The organism is Thermococcus litoralis DSM 5473, assembly GCF_000246985.2.
Lineage (GTDB): Archaea > Methanobacteriota_B > Thermococci > Thermococcales > Thermococcaceae > Thermococcus_A > Thermococcus_A litoralis.
Genome location: NC_022084.1, coordinates 514975 through 530860, shown reverse-complemented (window position 1 = coordinate 530860; position 15886 = coordinate 514975). Strand labels below are relative to the sequence as shown.

The following is a 15886-nucleotide window of genomic DNA, read 5'->3' as shown; positions in this document are numbered from 1 at the left end:
AGGGATGTCAGTTATTCTCTCTTATAACGGGGCTTTTGCCGTTACGAGACAAAATGGAGATATGAAAGATGGCTATGATGGTTTTTATATCTTTGACACTCGCTTTCTAAAGGGAGTGAAGCTCAAGTTAGATAAGAACAGCGTGCTCATAGGAAGCTCTCAGGATGGCCCGAGAAAGGCATATTCTCATTTTTCCATAGAAGATGAAGTAGTTCTGTTGAGAAAGCGAGAAATAAAGGACAACTGGGCATATAGAGAAGAACTTCAGTTCTACAATACCTCAAAGAGGAAGGTGCACCTTAGAGTGGAGTACTCCTTTAAAGTTCCAATAGAAGATATTTTTGAAGTTAGAAAATTCGGAGGACAAAAAATTAGACGCAGGATCAAGAGCTCTCTTGGAGACGAAAATGAGTATTCCTATACTGGAAAAGATAAAATCAAAAGAAATCTGAAGATCAAAACAAACATGAGAACTGAAAAAGGACTGGCATTTGCAGAGATTACTCTAGAACCCCTTGAGAAAGAGACTCTCTACCTTGAATTCATTCCCAAGATTTCGAAGGAAGGACTTGAAATATTTTTGACAGAAAAGCCTCTTTTGCTTCCAAATGTTGTCTCAACGAACTTAACATGGCTTGATAGAGTTTTTGAGCGGGCTATTGAGGATCTAACTGCCTTGACAGCGTACACCAACTATGGAATGGTTCCATTTGCTGGTATTCCGTATTATGCATGTCCTTTTGGAAGAGACAGCATTATCACATCGTGGTTTCTGCTTCCATATTATCCCCAGTATGCCGAAGGCACTTTAAAATTCTTTGCCAAGATTCAGGGAAAGAAGTTTAATCCACTTAATGAAGAAGAGCCCGGCAAGATTCCCCACGAGTTTAGGTTTGGTGAGTTGTCTCATTCGAGAAAAATGCCTTTTGCTCCTTATTACGGAACCGTAGATGCAACCCCTCTCTACGTTATTTTAGCCGCTGAATACCTTCGGTGGACTGGTGATAGGGAGCTAATAGAAAGGCTCAAACCAAATCTGACTGCTGCGGTGGAATGGATTTTGAGGAGACTTGATGAAGGTGGGGGATACATAAGGTATAAGGGAGGACTCTTGGCTAATCAAGGATGGAAGGACTCGAAGGAAGGCATTCCAACTGAGGAGGGCACCCCTACTAAACCACCTGTTGCCTTGGTAGAAGTGCAGGGATATGCCTATAAGGCACTTATGGATGCAGCTTCACTTGGTCTGACTTCACTGGATCCAAAAATGCTCAAAAAGGAAGCAGAAGAACTAAAGAAGAGATTTAACAAGGATTTCTGGTGCGATGGCTTCTATGCTCTTGCTCTAGATGGAGACAACGTTCCATCTAAGGTGGTCTCTTCCAACATGGGGCATCTCTTATTTACCGGAATAGCTGAGCATCAAGAAAAAATAGCTGAAAGGTTATTTGAGGAGGACATGTTCTCTGGATGGGGAATTAGAACACTCAGCTCAAAGGAAAAGGCCTATAACCCATTTAGCTATCACAATGGTAGCATATGGCCTCACGACAATGCAGTAATTGCCATTGGACTTGCATCAATTGGAGAAAAGGAAAAGGCAAGAATGCTTGCAGAGGCGATATTCAAAACTGCAAAGTTCCTTCCCAATTCTCAGCTTCCAGAACTCTTCAGTGGTCTTGAGAGTGAATATCCACTATTATGCCCTAGGGCAAATGCCCCACAGGCGTGGAGTGCTGCGAGTGTATTTGCACTTCTCACAGCTCTGTTAGGTCTTAAAGCTGAAAAAGAACTAACTGTTTCCCCCTTATTGCCCAAAAACTTTAAGGTTTCAGCGTTGGTTAGGTTTAGAAGGAAGGCATACTTGATTGAATCTCAAGAGAAGGAGGTTGTTAGATTTGAAGAGCGAGATATTTGAAAAGATTATCAAAATAGAAGGGAACAAAATTGACATAAAGCCTCCAAAAAAGATTCCTCAGCCTATTTTGTCTCCCTCTAGAGAAGGTTTTGATTCAAGAAACACTTACAATCCTGCGGTTATTAAAGAGAAGGACAGGATAGTAATGCTTTACAGAGCAGAATCCAAAGAAGATAAGCTGACGGGCAGGATTGGGCTTGCAATAAGTTACGATGGCATTAACTTTTTTAGACATCCAGAACCAATAATTGAACCCGAATACAAGTGGGAAAGTGTTGGTGTTGAAGATCCAAGGATAGTGAAGGTTGGTAAGACGTACTATATGACTTACACCGGTTACGATGGTAAAACAGCGAGGTTGTGTCTGGCGACCTCAAAGAATATGCTAACATGGAAGAAACACGGGCCAATTTTTGAAGGTTTTGAGTACAAAAAGAACAACATCAAAGGTTGGACAAAAAGCGGCGCAATCTTGCCAAAAAAGCTTGAAAAAGGCAATTTTAAGGGAAACTACTTGATGTATTTTGGCGATTCAAATATCTGGATGGCAGTTTCAAAGGACTTGGTCAACTGGGAGTACATGAAAGAGCCTGTGCTATCTCCAAGAGAAGGATACTTCGATAACGTTCTGGTTGAACCTGGCCCACCTTTGTTTGAGACTAGCTATGGAATAGCTTTGATTTACAATAGCGCTGGCAGATATGGAGATAAGTTAAAGTACAAAGTGGGAGTTGTAATTTTCGATAAAGAATACCCAGATAAGGTTGTTGCAAGGACTGAAACCCCACTAATGGTTCCGGAGTATGAATGGGAGCTTTATGGCCACGTTAATAATGTCGTCTTTGTTGAAGGCATGGTGGAACACGAGAACAAGATTTTGCTGTATTACGGTGGAGCTGATAGGCATATTGGTTTAGCCTACTGGACAACAGACTTATAAAACCATATAACTCATTAAATCCGATGAGAATGAAGTGGAGAAACTTCATAGTTTTCCTACCTCTTGTTTTCCTCTTCATGTTCTTTTATTTCCCTCTAATGAGCATATTAAAGGAGGGTTTGTGGGATAACGGGATTACGCTGAAGTATATTCTCCAGGTAATCTCAAACAGCTATCACAGAAGGGTTGTATTTTTCACTTTTTGGCAGGCACTTGCCTCTACACTCTTAACACTGTTGTTGGGGTTACCTGGGGCGTATATCTTTGCAAAATATGACTTCCCAGGCAAGGGAATTTTAAAAGCCCTTCTAACGGTTCCCTTTGTAATGCCTAGCATCATGGTTGCCTTGGGCTTTATACTCCTATTTGGGCGATCTGGAGTAATTGCACAGCTGATTGGAAGGGATCCAGGAATTCTCTACTCATGGAAGGCAATAATTTTGGCTCACGCATTCTACAATTTTCCCGTGGTCGTGAGGATGGTTTCCTCGCTTTGGCAACGTATAAACCCCCACTACGAAGAAGCTGCTCTAAGTTTGGGGGCAAGAGGATTTACCCTCTTTAGAAAAGTCACATTGCCGATGCTCATGCCGGCGATATTTGCTTCTTCAATGCTGACCTTTGTCTTCTGCTTTTTGAGCTTTTCAATTCCTCTGATCCTCGGAGGGTATCAGTATGCGACCATAGAAGTTGATATCTTCACGGCGATAATGACCCTTTTAGACTTCAAAACGGGAGCAGTTTTGGCCATAATCCAAATTTCGCTGAGTTTTGTTTTTATGTACCTCTACCTAAAAAGCCTTGATCTTTACGCAAAAGCGGAGGAGCAGAGAGTATTTAGAAAGCCAGTGTCCCTGACCCTGAGAGAACTTTTGAGCATAAAAGGGGCATTAATAGCTGTCTATTCCAGCGTAGTGTTCCTTTTTATTTTATCTCCCCTAATAGCTGTTGTTTACCACTCGTTTACTTATGGGGGCAGGTTTACACTTGAGTGGTACAGAAGGGTTTTCTCTCCGGAGTACAACCCTATATTCGGCGCAAACAGCATAACGGCAATTAGAAATTCCCTTTTCTTTGGGTTCTCTACGGTGATCTTTTCGGTACTTTTGGCCTTGAGCATTGCTTACATAATGTACAGATGGGAATTTGGGGGCAAAAACATCTTTGATGCTCTTGTGATGCTGCCTTTGGCTTCTTCTGCAATAACCCTTGGCTTAGGATACATAAGGGCTTTCCACAAACCTCCTCTGAACCTTTTAGGCACCTGGTATCTGATAGTCTTTGCACACACGATTATTGCCTACCCCTTTGTTCTAAGAGCAATCTCCACGGTGCTGAAGAAGATAAAGCCCAGCCTAAAGGAAGCCGCCATGAGCTTGGGAGCCAACGAACTCAAAGCATTCTTGAAAGTTGAGCTTCCCCTCGCTTTTGGGGGCATAGTAGTGGGAGCGATATTTGCTTTTGCGATGAGCATAGCCGAGCTTGGAGCTACCTACATGATATATAAGCCCGAGTACACGACGATAACAATTGCAATATACCGCTTTTTAGGCTCGCGGCAGTTCGGCCCGGCATCGGCAATGTCCGTTATTTTAATGCTGGTCAGCACAATAACCTTTATTCTAATTGAGAGAACGGGTGAGGAGGTATGGTGAGGTTAAGACTTGAGGACATAGAGTTTAAGCAGGCGGGTTTCAGGCTTGATATTCCTTCCCTAGAGGCAAAACCGGGAGAGTTTTTAACCTTGCTCGGCCCGAGTGGCTGTGGAAAGACAACAACACTTAGAATAATAGCTGGTTTTGAGAAGCCGGACAAAGGGAAGATATACTTTAATGATACCGTTATGAACGATGTTCCTCCATATGAAAGGAACATAGGCATTGTCTTTCAGGATTATGCTCTCTTTCCGCATATGACGGTTTATGACAACATCTCCTTCGGTTTAAAGCTCAGAAAGCTCTCTAAGGAAGAGATTAAAAGACGAGTCTCATGGGCTCTTGAGCTTGTGGGTTTGAAGGGATTTGAAGACCGTTACCCCGAGCAGCTGAGCGGCGGTCAGCAGCAGAGAGTTGCACTGGCAAGGGCTTTGGTGATAGAACCCCAGCTTTTGCTTTTAGATGAACCCCTTTCCAATCTCGATGCAAAAATAAGAGAAAGGCTTAGGGGAGAAATAAAAAGAATCCAAAAAGAGCTTGGAATAACTACAATCTACGTAACGCATGATCAGGAGGAATCTATGGCAATAAGTGATAGGATAGCCGTTATGAGCGTTGGAAAGATAGAGCAGATTGGGAATCCATTGGATCTCTACTACAACCCAAAAAATGAGTTTGTAGCCAGGTTTTTAGGTCTTTCTAACATTTTAGAGGTTAACGCAGAAGAGGGAAAAGCATATGTTGGGAACCTTTGCTTTGAAGTTAAAACGGAAGGGAGAGTAAAGATATTCTTCAGGCCGGAGAGCGTTTATATCGAAGAGGGAGACATGGGAGAAATAGTGGACTACGAACTGCTCCCGGGTAGAATACGGCTCAAGATTGATGTGGAGGGCAAGATTATAATCGCAGAAAGATTCTTGGATGAGATCCCCTTTTCAATTGAAAAGATACCAAAAAAAGTTGGAATAAAAGTAAAAAGCTTTTCAATACTTAGCTCATCCCCTTGAAGATATTATCTCTTCTGGGCTCTTTCCTTCTACCATTAGAGCCGTCCATTCCTTAATCCAGCGTTCGAAGTTCTCCTTTACGTATTCTGGGTCGAGGGTTACAGGTTTTATCTCTTCTGGTTGAAGGGCATATTTAAACACTTCTGGCAGTTCAACGTTTGGGTTTACGGGATACATCCACTGGTTGGTGGGAATAGCACTTTGGAAGTCTTCTGTGAGCATGAACTCTATGAACTTCTTTGCCAGCTCTTTGTTCTTTGCACCTTTTACTATTCCTGCTCCCTCTATCTGCATGTAGTTGCCCTCTTCGAAGGCTATAGCTTTAACGTAGGTTATGTTGTCGTAATAGACTGTTGCAGCTGGTGATGTAGCGTAGCTAAGCACCAGAGGGAATTCACCGTTCATAAAAGCTGTCCAAGCTTCTGTCCATCCTTTAACTATGTGGACGTCATTTTCCTTAAGCTTCTCCCAGTAGTAGAGATATCCATCATCTCCATATACTGCTATTGTCCACAATAAAAATGCAGCTCCTGGAGAAGACGTCCTAGGATCTTCAATAACGAGCTTTCCTTTCCACTCCGGTTTTGTGAGGTCTTCAAGACTCTTTGGGGGATTTTGCACCATATCCTCCCTGTAGTTTATTGCAATATATCCGTAATCATAGGGGGTTAGGTGAAACGTTGGGTCAAAGATGAGATTTTCTGGGACGAGGTTTATGTTCTCTGGTTTGTAAGGTTCTAGTATTCCAGCTTCGATTGCCTTTGCTAAAAGACTGTTGTCTATTCCTATAACTAGATCGGCTCTTGGGTTATCTTTTTCCAGGATTAACCTGTTTAAAACCTCTCCAGCATCTCCAATGAGCTGGAGTTCAACTTTAACTCCGTATTTCTCTTCAAATTTTGGAATTACTTCACTTGCTAGGTATTCAAAGCTGTCGTAGGAATAGATAACAAGCTTTTGCTCTTCTTTTACCGTGCTCTCTGTTGATGTTTGACTCTGCGTAATGCATCCAAGGGTTGTTGCTATCAAGAGAAGCCCCAAAATAACCGCGAACCTCTTCATGCTCATCACCTAAAACCCATTTCTATTCTTCCAAAACTGTGTTCTAGGGAGGGTTTAAAAAATCTTCCCTCATCGGGGCGTGTTTAGTTTCACCCCCTGTTATTTAAACAGTATTTGACTCTGAGGAGGATTTTCAGACCATAACACATTACCCCAAGCAAAATTCGGGTTACAGTAGTCTTTTTCAGAAAACAGGGGATTCTACTGCCAAACCACGTTGTAAACGCACCCCAGAACCCCTCATGAGGATTCCTATGCCCGTACTCTTTTTCAGAAAACACACTGTCTCTCTTCTTACTGCCAAAACCACCTGGAGGGTTCTTAGTTTTCTTAACAATCGGCCGATAACCCTTTTCCACCACAGTGTTCAGAACTTTCTTTGAATCATAAGCCCCATCAGCATAAAAATTCCCAGAACCCTCCGGCAGGAGTTCAATCAGCTCGTTCTCAGAAGTCGTGATCTTCACAGCAACCGGATACAGTAAACCCGGCAGGATTCTCGTTATTGCCTGAACTTCTATCCTGTCCTTTTTTTATTTGTGATAATGGTTGAGTCTGCTTGAGTGCTGGCGTAGGGTAATTTCTGGAGTTTTTTCAGGAGGTGGTTTGTCAGTTCTTCGAGGTTCAGTTTTTTCTCCCAGTTGTGGAGGGTTGAGTAGTGAATGTTTGCTCCGAAGAATTTTCTGCCGTAGTGCTGGGCGTCTCTGAGGGGTAGGTTGTAGTATTGTTTAAAGAGGAGTATTGCCAGTATTGTTTTTACTGGAAATTTTTTGGATTTTGGCAGGTTCTTCAGTTTTCCTTCTGATTCGAAGTCTGCTAAAATGTCAAGGATTGTGAATGCCACGCTTTCAGGGTCTTTGAGTTTGTGATCCCATCTGGGGATCGTGACAACCACCTGAAAGAATTCAGCAAAAACCCTAATAAAGGTTACTATAAACACGCCCCCCTCATCGCAAACTTTATAAATCCAAATCCACTCATGTTAAAACAGCTGGCATGCGGTGGTAGTCTAGCCTGGTCTAGGACACCGGCCTTCCAAGCCGGTGACCCGGGTTCAAATCCCGGCCACCGCACCATTCTAACTTTACAATGATTTCTGGAATTTCTTCTCCCAAGAACACCCATCTCGCAACGCTGTTGAAGAATTCTGATTTATTAATGTTCATCCTCTCCATGGCACCGACCACCTCCTCATCAATGCTGATATGTAAGCGTGTCTTTCGCCTTTTTTGATGCTTTTCTCCTCTGTGAGAGCCTCTCCTATCAGTGGCCACTTTGGGCTTTTGCTCCACAACTTTTCACCAAACTCATATACATTATTATGATATATATGCATGTTGAGTCACCTCGGCCAATCGAGGAGGGCATGGCGGAGGGCTATTGCAGAAATATGGAATTTGTCAAGATCATCGTCCTCAACGTATTCCTCGATAGCTGCTTCTAGATTCTCACCGAAATCCTTGAAAGCCTCTGCTATTGTGTTACCACACCCAACGACGTAGCCTGCGGGATCTTCCACACACCAAACACCATCTTCCTGGTAGATCTTGAGCTTGAGCATGAGGATCACCTTGATAGGTTCTTCAGAACTTCTTCAGCTTGAACTTGCTGAGTGTAATAAACAATATATTCGAGGGATTTATGGCCAGTAATCTTAGCAATAATCTGAGGAGAAACACCTTTCTTAGAAAGATAGGAGATAAACGCATACCTCAGTGCATGAGTGTTGAAGCCATATGTTCTTTTACAGTAAGTGCTTACTTTCCACTTGTTTGCTTCTTTAATAACATATGATGCCCTCATAAGCTCGGCCTTGCTAATTTCTTCAGGAAGAACCATCTGGCGCTCGTATTTATCCTTCCTTTTTTCTACAATGATTGTGGCTTGACGTTTGAAGGGTTTAGTCTCGATGATTTTGTTTAGGAAGTTGATTGACTCAGTGAGCCTGGATCCATTGCGGAGCTGAGTCAATAATATTATGTCATATGCTTTGGTGGTATCTCTAGTGGCTTCCCTCATGTGGTTAAGGATCAACTTGTATGTTTTCTCGTAGTCCAGGCCTTTATCCCACCCAAACATTTGGACATTTCTTAACTTTCGTGGCTTTTTCTCATGATTGTTAGAATTTCGCCCTTGTTTTGCCTTAACTTTCGTATGAAAGTTAACGCTAAGCATCCTGTCTCACCTCGTACTTGTAAATGCTCTTTCCCGGAGGTACGATAAGAGGATCATAGTTCTTCAACTTCGAGTACGGTGCTGGAAGCTCTGAAATTGCGAGCTCAAGCCAACCGCGCTCGTATGAGTATGTGATATCAACAACATAGATTTTGCTCCCGAACTGCATCCACGCAACTATGTACGTCTCACGGGTCTCGTAGCTGTAAGTGAAAGTAGCATCAAGGGCTCTCTTCTTGATGAAGCTCGGAAGGCGCCGCTTTTTCCAGTTCTTGATAACTGCATTTTTGAAGCTCTCAAACTCACTCATCGCCCATCACTCTCCAACACTATACGCCCGTATTTCCTCAAAAAACCATAGACGAACATTATAACGTGTTCCGGAAAGCCTTTCGCCCTAAGCTCTTTTTCCATATTCTCCCAATAGTCATCATAATAAACACTGAACTGCTTCCCTTCCTCTTCAAGCTCAAAAAGTATTAAAGTCCCCAAATCGCCATTTTCAGAGACCCAAAGCCTTATTGTGAGATCACTCACCGCTCCCACGCTCCTTTAACAGTAATTTATTGAGATATTCATACTCTGTTAAATTAATCGAGATGAAACCAGATTTCTTCTTGAATTGTTTTGTATCCTTGTTGAACTCTTCAACTTCGTGAACTGTAATGCTGACATCTCCATCTCCCCAACAATCAAAACTAAATTCTGCTGAAACAAAGTATAATTTTCCTTCTTTTGTCTGTAAAACAGCCTCTGCATACCTTATTAGTCCTGTTTCTTTTCCTCTCCACCTTTTACCCCATAAGACCTTACAACCTTCAAACCTATTCATCGCCCTCACACTCCAACCTCTTCTTGATGTGCTCAAGAAAGTACGTGAGAAACTCCTTGTTCAGAGAATACATACGTACGATGAGGTCACCGCCCGCTTCCCACGCTTCTATCTGTATTTCCTCTTTGAAGAACTGGTCTTCTGTTATGTAAGTTCCTATTGCGATAAGCATCTGCTCGTCTTCTATGTATTTGTATAAGACAAAGTGCTCGTCAAGGAGCTTTTTTAGCTCATCGAGCGTAGCACCCTCAGCCTCGATTGCACTGATATAAAAACCGTTGAACTCACTCACTTCAAGATTCACCGCTCCCACGCTCCTCCCTAACTTCAAACCCAAATCCATATGCTCTTCCGACTCTAAGCACTTTTATCGCCCCAATGCCTTCTTCTAATGTCAATTCAAGTGTTGTTGTCGGGATGATACGATTACTAATGAACTCCCTATCTACCTCCCCAATATGCACAGTCCATTTTCCTGTTCTCTTGTTTACTCGCATTGCTACGGCAGGCTTCGTGAAAAAGAAATATGAATCTGCAAGTCCAAGCTTTTTGAGCACTTTATCAACTGTTATAACCTCACCCTCGACCATCGCCATCACGCTCCTTCCATAGCATTTCAGCCCACTTCCAGTCTCCGAGCTCCACAAACACAGCATTATTATCCACGTAAATGATGTATTCTCTTCCTTCCATATCACAACCGGGCGTTATTCCAGTCTTTCTGAATTCTTCATAATCCTCGAGGTCGAAGGGAGTATTGAATGCTTCGCAATCGTGCCTGTTTGGACAAACGCGACAAGTGAAAAGCCTGTTCTCAGTAAAACCAATCACTCCTCTTTCGATAATAAGCTTAGTCATCGCCATCACGCTCCTCCCAAGTCCACTCTTTCATACTCTCCCCCCTCCAAACAATAATAATTTGAGAATACTACCAAGTTCGTCTTTTCTTGCGCGGATGAGCTCATCCTTTCTGAGAACCGCATAATTGTCATAACTTTGCCCCTTTCCCCTCCACTCGAGCTGAGGATTCACATGCTTAACATTGAAAATGTAAAACTCTTCATTGCCAACGTTCACAATGTAATAAACATCCAACCCTGTCACCTTTGCAAACCATTGAAGATTCTCAAACTGTTTTCCATTTACCAGCAACTCTGAGCCCCTGACTGTATTCCTTGCCTTGTACTTTATTTCAAAAGCACCAAGAATCCTTCTCCCTACAACACGCCCTCGTTTATCATGCAAATACTGCATAACAAGAGAATCGATATCCATTACATGCAATGAAACGCTTAAGCCTTTCCTAGCTTCTTGCAAAGCTCTTGAGAAGATTACTCTATTCTCAGCATCATGCATCAAGCGCTTGAAATAAGTGAAAGCATCCTCAAAAGTGAGCTGATCCTGATAAACAAACGCAGTCCGAGAGGCCATCAAACCACCCTCCCCTTGAAAGATTCTTCTACGAATTCACGAATCTCATCCCTCAAAACGTCCGGATGCTCCCTCAAGAACTCATGCATCCAGCTCATCCTCCTCCCAATCCTCACTCTGCTCCCCTTCCTCTTCTTTAACACCTTCAAGCAAAAGGCCCGCAATGGCTTTAATAGTCAGCAAGTAATCCTGTGCAGTCCTCCTGCTCATGCCAAAATGCTCTGCAACAGCATCCGCTGAAACAGGATAATACCACGTAAAATCATCAAGAAACTCCTTAAGGTCAAAGTTATCTTTGCCTCTCATACGCTCCTGCTTACAGAATTCAAGCACTTCAACAAGCTTTCTCAAGGACTGCACTCGAATCTTATCCTTTTCATCTCTCCAGCTATAGCTGCTCCACATTACGCCATCCCTCCAGGAGCAGCCGTTAAGTCATATCGTGACACTGCAGGACCTTCGAGGACATGATATGACTCGCAGATCTGGAAGTCATGCTGTGACCAAAAATAGCTGCTGTTCAAAGTCATATTATGTCCATTCCTGGCATTGTCACAATGTGACTCAAGGATCCTGTAGTCATAACCTGACACTCCAGGTCCTGCGTAGTCAGCATATGACCAGAATAAGCTGCTTAGTTTGGTCATGGTATGACTTCCATGGACCCTCATGCTCTCACCTCGAAAAGTCTTCCATTCACGAAAATGTAATCAGCAAGCTTTGCATAACGCTCAAAAGGCTTCTCCCACACAGCCTCGATGACTACCAAATCCTTCCCTGCTTGTCTTGCATCCTCCACAGCCTTCTCGATCAAATCCCAAATTTTCCCTTTCTCACCAGGGCCGGGTGTTGTGAGCACAGGAACTCTATCAGTCTTAAGAGCAGTTTCCGACAAGCCATTTGCCCTCTTTATGAAGATCGTTGGGATTGGCATAAAGTCAGTTGGCTTGTTCAAAGCCTTCAATGCACTGTAAACATCAACATGGGCTCCAAAAACTAAAAGAACCTTCATGCTCCAACCCTCCTGATGTACTTGTGCCCATCCCTGAAAACAAGACCCTTCTTGCAGAGATCCCTGAGGATAGCCTTTGCGTCTTCAACAGTAATCTGCAAATCCCTCGCCAAATCCCATGCGTCCTTCCAATCGTCCAAATACTCTAAGACTCGAATTGCTGTAATCCCTGAGTGCACAGACCTCATGCCTTCAACCTCCCGATCACCTCATCAATTTCCGCAATCGACCACGTCAAGTCGATCTCGATATCGACCTCCTTCCTAAGCACAGCCTTGTCCTTCACCTGCTCCAAACGCTCCTTAGTCTGCTCCAAAAGCCCTGCAAGATGCCTCAACTGAAGAACCAACTCTTTGATTTCCTCAATCCCATCGCCGTATCCCTGCCAATATGCCGCACCCCTTGCGTTGCCAATCTTCTCAAAATCATGCCTTAGAACCACAGCATTGTGCACCTTCATGCTGAGCTCCTCTGCAATCCTGCCAAGACTTGCCTCCTTCGCCAGCTCCTGCTCTTCCTCCTTCTTCTTTTCCTCCAAAACCCAACTCAAAAACTCCTCCAACTCATTCATCCACTAACACCTCCTTTTTCTTTTTAGGGGTGAGGGATTCGAGTAAAGGCAAAAACACGGCTTTAAATTGCGGATCTGAGTAAATCACATCAAAAACCGTAACAAACCCATAATCCTTAATCAAATTCTTGAGTCCCCTCTTGCTGAAGCTCTCAAGCATTTTCTCCGCTCTTTCCTCTCCCCTTCTATCCGATTTCATAAGCTCATACGACTTCAAGAAAGCCCTCAACTTTGTTGCAACCTCTGCAGCCGGATCCCTTACCTTCGGAGCCTCAACCTCAGCCTTCTTTTCAGCAAGGAAAGCCTTTTCATGCCCCTTCTTCACGACAGCATAATCAACCGGATGCTTGACTCCAGGAACTTTAACAAGAACAAACCCCTTGAACTCCTCAGCAACATCCCTCGGCTCGATAACCTCAGGCCACTCATTATTCTCATCCTTCTGCGCATCAAAAGCAGCAAAAAGAATGTCCTTAATCTTATCCACATCCCTGAATCCTGCACTAGCGCAAATTTCTTTCCAACTCTTGCCCTCCTCGATCTTCTCAGCAATTGCCCTGAACTTGATAGCATCACGAACAACACTCTTAGAACCAAGTTTGAGGGCTTTGTTCTCAAGCTTGAGTTTTTCATTCTCGGCGAGGAGCTTTTCAATGGTTTTGTCCTTCTCAGCATTTTCTTTCTCAAGCTGAGAAATGTATTCTTCAAGGTGCTTGATTTTTGCCTGGAGTTCTAGGACGTTAAGATTTGCTTGGTTAAGAACCATATGAAGAAATTCCGCACGGGATAGCTTCAACTTAGCACGTGTTTGCTCAATATATTCAAAATCATCTTCTACTATATACGCAGTCCATTGAAGTAAACGCCCATTCCATTTCTTAGGTCTTCCTGGACCTCTCATGGAGATTCTCATAAAAACACCTCAGATTTTCTCTTTTGCCTTAAACACATACCACATCCTGATAATCAAATCCGGCCAAGAAAGCCCGGCCTTTTCTTTGAATTCGCTCATCTCCATGTAGAGGTCGTAAGGAATCCATGCCTCAAACCTCTTCACAGGGCCATCATACTTGCGTGGTCTTCCTGGCATCATCCTCACCACGATAATATTTATCGTACGATAAAATTTATCGTAATTGATGTATAAAAGAGTTTTGGTAATTGAACAATGTTCAGAAAAATACCCGTGGACCAGAAGCAAAAAATGAACAAGCATTCAATTCTCAGAAATTTTGAATCAAAAATTCCGAGTATTTACCTGCCAAAGTAGTAATCTGAATTAATTTATCTATATATTAATTACCTCTCCCAAAAAGCAGTTAGCTTGTGTCTGCAAAGACATATTTGCAGTATTCTTCTTTCTTCTTTTTCAGCAAATAATATTTATAGATAAATATTAAACCTAAATAAAAACATATGAGTAATATGATATATACGGTTCACGAGGAAGAGGTTGATTAGGCTCAATAAATGCCCACTTGCCAATGCTTTGAGACTTCGTGAGAAGTAGCTTGCCTTTCGGACTAAGTAATTCATCAAACCTGTGAAGGCCCACCAAAAGAACTTCTACAAGCTCCTTCGGTTGTAGAGTCATTTCTCGCTGTAAATCCTTGGGCAGAAACAACGTACCGTTTACGCCTATTCTGGAGATCAAATAAGCTTGTTTTAGTACATAGATTTTTTGATTTGCATGATCAACCTCGATTTTTCTGACTATTACTTCCACATAATCATTCTGGTTGAGCCCTAATAGTTCTCTCGTAGGAGATGGTATTGTAATCCTCCCCTCTACGTTTAGTTTTGCATGAAACTTCGCTAGCGGCTCGATTGTCTCTGTCATGCTGTTTCCTCCTTTCATTCTAGTACTCCTTTACTTATCAGATAGTGGATATAATCGTTTTTGCCCATTGGGCAATCTACAAAGTCCTTGAATTTGTTTTTATCATTGTCGAAGTGAAGTTGTTTCATGATTCTTCTAATTAGTTCTTCTCCGAGCTCTTGTTTACTTCGGCCTCTGCTAAAAACAACAGATACTCTGGTCTTTTTGCCATTCCGGTAGAGAGTGTATTTGGTGTGTCGTTTCCCTTCTTTTTTGGTAAACCCTTTTTTCTCGAGAGCTTTTTTAATGTCCCTGGCTTTCATGGAGTCACCTCCACGTGTTCCAAAAGAGCCTTTTTCAGTTTCTTGGCGTCTTCAGTGAGGTTTTCATCTTTTTCAAAGACGTATGTTTCGATTAATGCTTGGAAAACTTCTTCTGCATCTTTTATTGCTTCCTCAAAAGTTTTCCCACATCCATAAAGTTCAAGCGCAGGGTTTTCGACACACCATATGTCGGTGTTGTGATCATATTCAATTCTAAGTGGGATGGGAGCCTTAATCTTATATCCTCCAAATGTGCCCGTAATCTCATACTTAAAGGGCTTGATCTCCAACGTTCTCTCCATCCTCTTAATCTTTCCTTTTTGTTTGATGATTCCAATGATTTCTACTGGTTTCCAGAAATGTTTGTAGGCATCAATTTCTATTTCGGGGTTTTCTTTGGGGTCATAATAGCAAATTATCTTTTCACCAGTCGTTGTTATTATCTCAAAGTGTCTCTTTTTCCCATGGGCCTTTAACTCCACGATTGCTCCTTGGATCTTGTCGGATATTTCTTTTATGTACTCCTCAATAAGTTTTTGGACAACTTGCTTTTTCTCGGGAGGTATGTAAACGTAGTCTTCTTCCCGTGGCTTTGAAAACTTTCTTGCGATACCAACTTCTAAGTCTTTTTCTGACCAGAGGATTTCGAGTCTTTTTAGATGTGATAAGATTGTTTCGGGGGATTTCAGTTCTTGTTCTAAATACTGCTTAATTTTTTGATAGTCATCAACATAGTTAAGAAGGTTTGTTATGAAATCAAGGGCCGAATTTATGGGTTCAGTATAATGATAAGAGTAGGACTTGGCAGGTTCCAATACAATTGTTATTGAACCTGGTTCAACGTCGGTTAAATATAGCTTTAAGTGTTCTTGTGGCTTTCTTATATTTTTTGCCTTTCCATATTCGATTAGAAGGCGTTGGAAGTTGGATAAGAAATCTCCTAAGCGGAGCACTTCTATTTTATGTGCCTTTACAGCTTTTCCCCTGAACTTTACCCAAATTTTGGTTCCTTGTTCTGTGTCCATTTTGGAGCCTCCTTTAGGAGGTCTGCGAATGCATTTAGTTAGTATATGGGATATACTATACAGTGTATAGTATATAGTGTATATATCTTTTGCGAAAAATTCACATGGCGGGAAAA

General features: G+C 42.4%; 26 protein-coding genes and 1 tRNA gene. 5 read left to right on the top strand and 22 right to left on the bottom strand.

Annotation, left to right across the window (positions count from 1 at the left end):
- Positions 1-4: 4 nt before the first annotated feature.
- From OCC_RS02910 to OCC_RS02895, 4 genes are read left to right on the top strand one after another with little or no spacing between them, the layout of a single operon-like run.
- Positions 5-1918, top strand: a complete 1914-nt coding sequence (locus tag OCC_RS02910) for an amylo-alpha-1,6-glucosidase (RefSeq protein WP_004068229.1) — start codon at positions 5-7, stop codon at positions 1916-1918.
- Entirely contained in the window at positions 1899-2858 is a 960-nt protein-coding gene (locus tag OCC_RS02905) for a glycoside hydrolase family 130 protein (protein WP_004068228.1), read from the top strand. The genes OCC_RS02910 and OCC_RS02905 overlap by 20 nt, the downstream gene beginning before the upstream one ends.
- A 29-nt stretch (positions 2859-2887) precedes the next feature.
- Positions 2888-4513, top strand: a complete 1626-nt coding sequence (locus OCC_RS02900) for an ABC transporter permease (RefSeq protein WP_004068227.1) — start codon at positions 2888-2890, stop codon at positions 4511-4513.
- On the top strand, positions 4507-5520 hold the full coding sequence (locus OCC_RS02895) for an ABC transporter ATP-binding protein (RefSeq protein WP_004068226.1): 1014 nt from the start codon (positions 4507-4509) through the stop codon (positions 5518-5520). Before OCC_RS02900 ends, OCC_RS02895 begins: the two co-directional genes overlap by 7 nt.
- On the opposite strand, the gene OCC_RS02890 is transcribed toward OCC_RS02895, so the two are convergent.
- The 3 genes from OCC_RS02890 to OCC_RS02880 form a co-directional block, all read right to left on the bottom strand.
- On the bottom strand, positions 5509-6582 hold the full coding sequence (locus tag OCC_RS02890; protein ID WP_004068225.1) for a thiamine ABC transporter substrate-binding protein: 1074 nt from the start codon (positions 6580-6582) through the stop codon (positions 5509-5511). The two genes, OCC_RS02895 and OCC_RS02890, sit on opposite strands and share 12 nt — an antisense overlap.
- An 89-nt stretch (positions 6583-6671) precedes the next feature.
- Positions 6672-7049: a hypothetical protein gene (locus OCC_RS02885; RefSeq protein ID WP_020953627.1), complete on the bottom strand. Its 378-nt coding sequence runs from the start codon at positions 7047-7049 to the stop codon at positions 6672-6674.
- Between the two features lie 50 nt (positions 7050-7099).
- Positions 7100-7477, bottom strand: a complete 378-nt coding sequence (locus tag OCC_RS02880) for a hypothetical protein (protein WP_148290393.1) — start codon at positions 7475-7477, stop codon at positions 7100-7102.
- A gap of 103 nt (positions 7478-7580) precedes the next feature.
- Between OCC_RS02880 and OCC_RS02875 the strand changes: the two genes are divergently transcribed.
- Positions 7581-7658 (top strand) — tRNA-Gly (locus OCC_RS02875).
- 86 nt (positions 7659-7744) lie between these two features.
- On the opposite strand, the gene OCC_RS12565 is transcribed toward OCC_RS02875, so the two are convergent.
- The 19 genes from OCC_RS12565 to OCC_RS12385 all read right to left on the bottom strand — a co-directional run bounded on the left by OCC_RS12565 (position 7745) and on the right by OCC_RS12385 (position 15770).
- Positions 7745-7918, bottom strand: a complete 174-nt coding sequence (locus OCC_RS12565; protein WP_020953625.1) for a hypothetical protein — start codon at positions 7916-7918, stop codon at positions 7745-7747.
- Between the two features lie 6 nt (positions 7919-7924).
- Positions 7925-8101 (bottom strand): hypothetical protein, encoded by a 177-nt coding sequence (locus OCC_RS12560; protein ID WP_171814831.1) that lies wholly within the window; start codon positions 8099-8101, stop codon positions 7925-7927.
- 47 nt (positions 8102-8148) lie between these two features.
- Positions 8149-8757 (bottom strand): tyrosine-type recombinase/integrase, encoded by a 609-nt coding sequence (locus tag OCC_RS02865; protein WP_004069369.1) that lies wholly within the window; start codon positions 8755-8757, stop codon positions 8149-8151.
- Positions 8750-9067 carry a hypothetical protein gene (locus OCC_RS02860; protein WP_004069367.1) on the bottom strand — a complete coding sequence of 106 codons (318 nt, stop codon included), beginning with the start codon at positions 9065-9067 and terminating at the stop codon, positions 8750-8752. The genes OCC_RS02865 and OCC_RS02860 overlap by 8 nt, the downstream gene beginning before the upstream one ends.
- Entirely contained in the window at positions 9064-9303 is a 240-nt protein-coding gene (locus tag OCC_RS02855) for a hypothetical protein (RefSeq protein ID WP_148290392.1), read from the bottom strand. Before OCC_RS02855 ends, OCC_RS02860 begins: the two co-directional genes overlap by 4 nt.
- On the bottom strand, positions 9287-9598 hold the full coding sequence (locus OCC_RS02850) for a hypothetical protein (protein ID WP_148290391.1): 312 nt from the start codon (positions 9596-9598) through the stop codon (positions 9287-9289). The genes OCC_RS02855 and OCC_RS02850 overlap by 17 nt, the downstream gene beginning before the upstream one ends.
- Positions 9582-9902 (bottom strand): hypothetical protein, encoded by a 321-nt coding sequence (locus OCC_RS02845; protein ID WP_148290390.1) that lies wholly within the window; start codon positions 9900-9902, stop codon positions 9582-9584. The genes OCC_RS02850 and OCC_RS02845 overlap by 17 nt, the downstream gene beginning before the upstream one ends.
- On the bottom strand, positions 9883-10185 hold the full coding sequence (locus tag OCC_RS02840; RefSeq protein WP_148290389.1) for a hypothetical protein: 303 nt from the start codon (positions 10183-10185) through the stop codon (positions 9883-9885). The genes OCC_RS02845 and OCC_RS02840 overlap by 20 nt, the downstream gene beginning before the upstream one ends.
- Positions 10166-10453 carry a hypothetical protein gene (locus tag OCC_RS02835; protein WP_004069357.1) on the bottom strand — a complete coding sequence of 96 codons (288 nt, stop codon included), beginning with the start codon at positions 10451-10453 and terminating at the stop codon, positions 10166-10168. Before OCC_RS02835 ends, OCC_RS02840 begins: the two co-directional genes overlap by 20 nt.
- Positions 10454-10477: 24 nt before the next feature.
- A complete protein-coding gene (locus OCC_RS02830; RefSeq protein WP_004069355.1) occupies positions 10478-11020 on the bottom strand; it encodes a hypothetical protein in 543 nt (180 codons plus the stop codon).
- An 81-nt stretch (positions 11021-11101) separates the two neighbouring features.
- A complete protein-coding gene (locus tag OCC_RS02825) occupies positions 11102-11425 on the bottom strand; it encodes a winged helix-turn-helix domain-containing protein (protein ID WP_004069353.1) in 324 nt (107 codons plus the stop codon).
- Positions 11426-11687: 262 nt separating this feature from the next.
- Entirely contained in the window at positions 11688-12032 is a 345-nt protein-coding gene (locus tag OCC_RS02815; RefSeq protein ID WP_004069347.1) for a hypothetical protein, read from the bottom strand.
- Positions 12029-12220: a hypothetical protein gene (locus tag OCC_RS02810; RefSeq protein WP_004069345.1), complete on the bottom strand. Its 192-nt coding sequence runs from the start codon at positions 12218-12220 to the stop codon at positions 12029-12031. The genes OCC_RS02815 and OCC_RS02810 overlap by 4 nt, the downstream gene beginning before the upstream one ends.
- A complete protein-coding gene (locus OCC_RS02805; protein WP_004069344.1) occupies positions 12217-12603 on the bottom strand; it encodes a hypothetical protein in 387 nt (128 codons plus the stop codon). Before OCC_RS02805 ends, OCC_RS02810 begins: the two co-directional genes overlap by 4 nt.
- On the bottom strand, positions 12596-13516 hold the full coding sequence (locus tag OCC_RS02800) for a hypothetical protein (protein ID WP_004069342.1): 921 nt from the start codon (positions 13514-13516) through the stop codon (positions 12596-12598). The genes OCC_RS02805 and OCC_RS02800 overlap by 8 nt, the downstream gene beginning before the upstream one ends.
- Before the next feature lie 9 nt (positions 13517-13525).
- Positions 13526-13693 carry a hypothetical protein gene (locus OCC_RS12555; RefSeq protein WP_020953622.1) on the bottom strand — a complete coding sequence of 56 codons (168 nt, stop codon included), beginning with the start codon at positions 13691-13693 and terminating at the stop codon, positions 13526-13528.
- A gap of 312 nt (positions 13694-14005) precedes the next feature.
- Entirely contained in the window at positions 14006-14443 is a 438-nt protein-coding gene (locus OCC_RS02795; RefSeq protein WP_148290388.1) for an AbrB/MazE/SpoVT family DNA-binding domain-containing protein, read from the bottom strand.
- A 14-nt stretch (positions 14444-14457) separates the two neighbouring features.
- Complete coding sequence (locus OCC_RS02790; RefSeq protein WP_004069339.1) at positions 14458-14745, bottom strand: type II toxin-antitoxin system HicA family toxin; 288 nt, start codon at positions 14743-14745, stop codon at positions 14458-14460.
- Positions 14742-15770 carry a hypothetical protein gene (locus OCC_RS12385; protein ID WP_004069337.1) on the bottom strand — a complete coding sequence of 343 codons (1029 nt, stop codon included), beginning with the start codon at positions 15768-15770 and terminating at the stop codon, positions 14742-14744. Before OCC_RS12385 ends, OCC_RS02790 begins: the two co-directional genes overlap by 4 nt.
- Between the last annotated feature and the right edge of the window lie 116 nt (positions 15771-15886).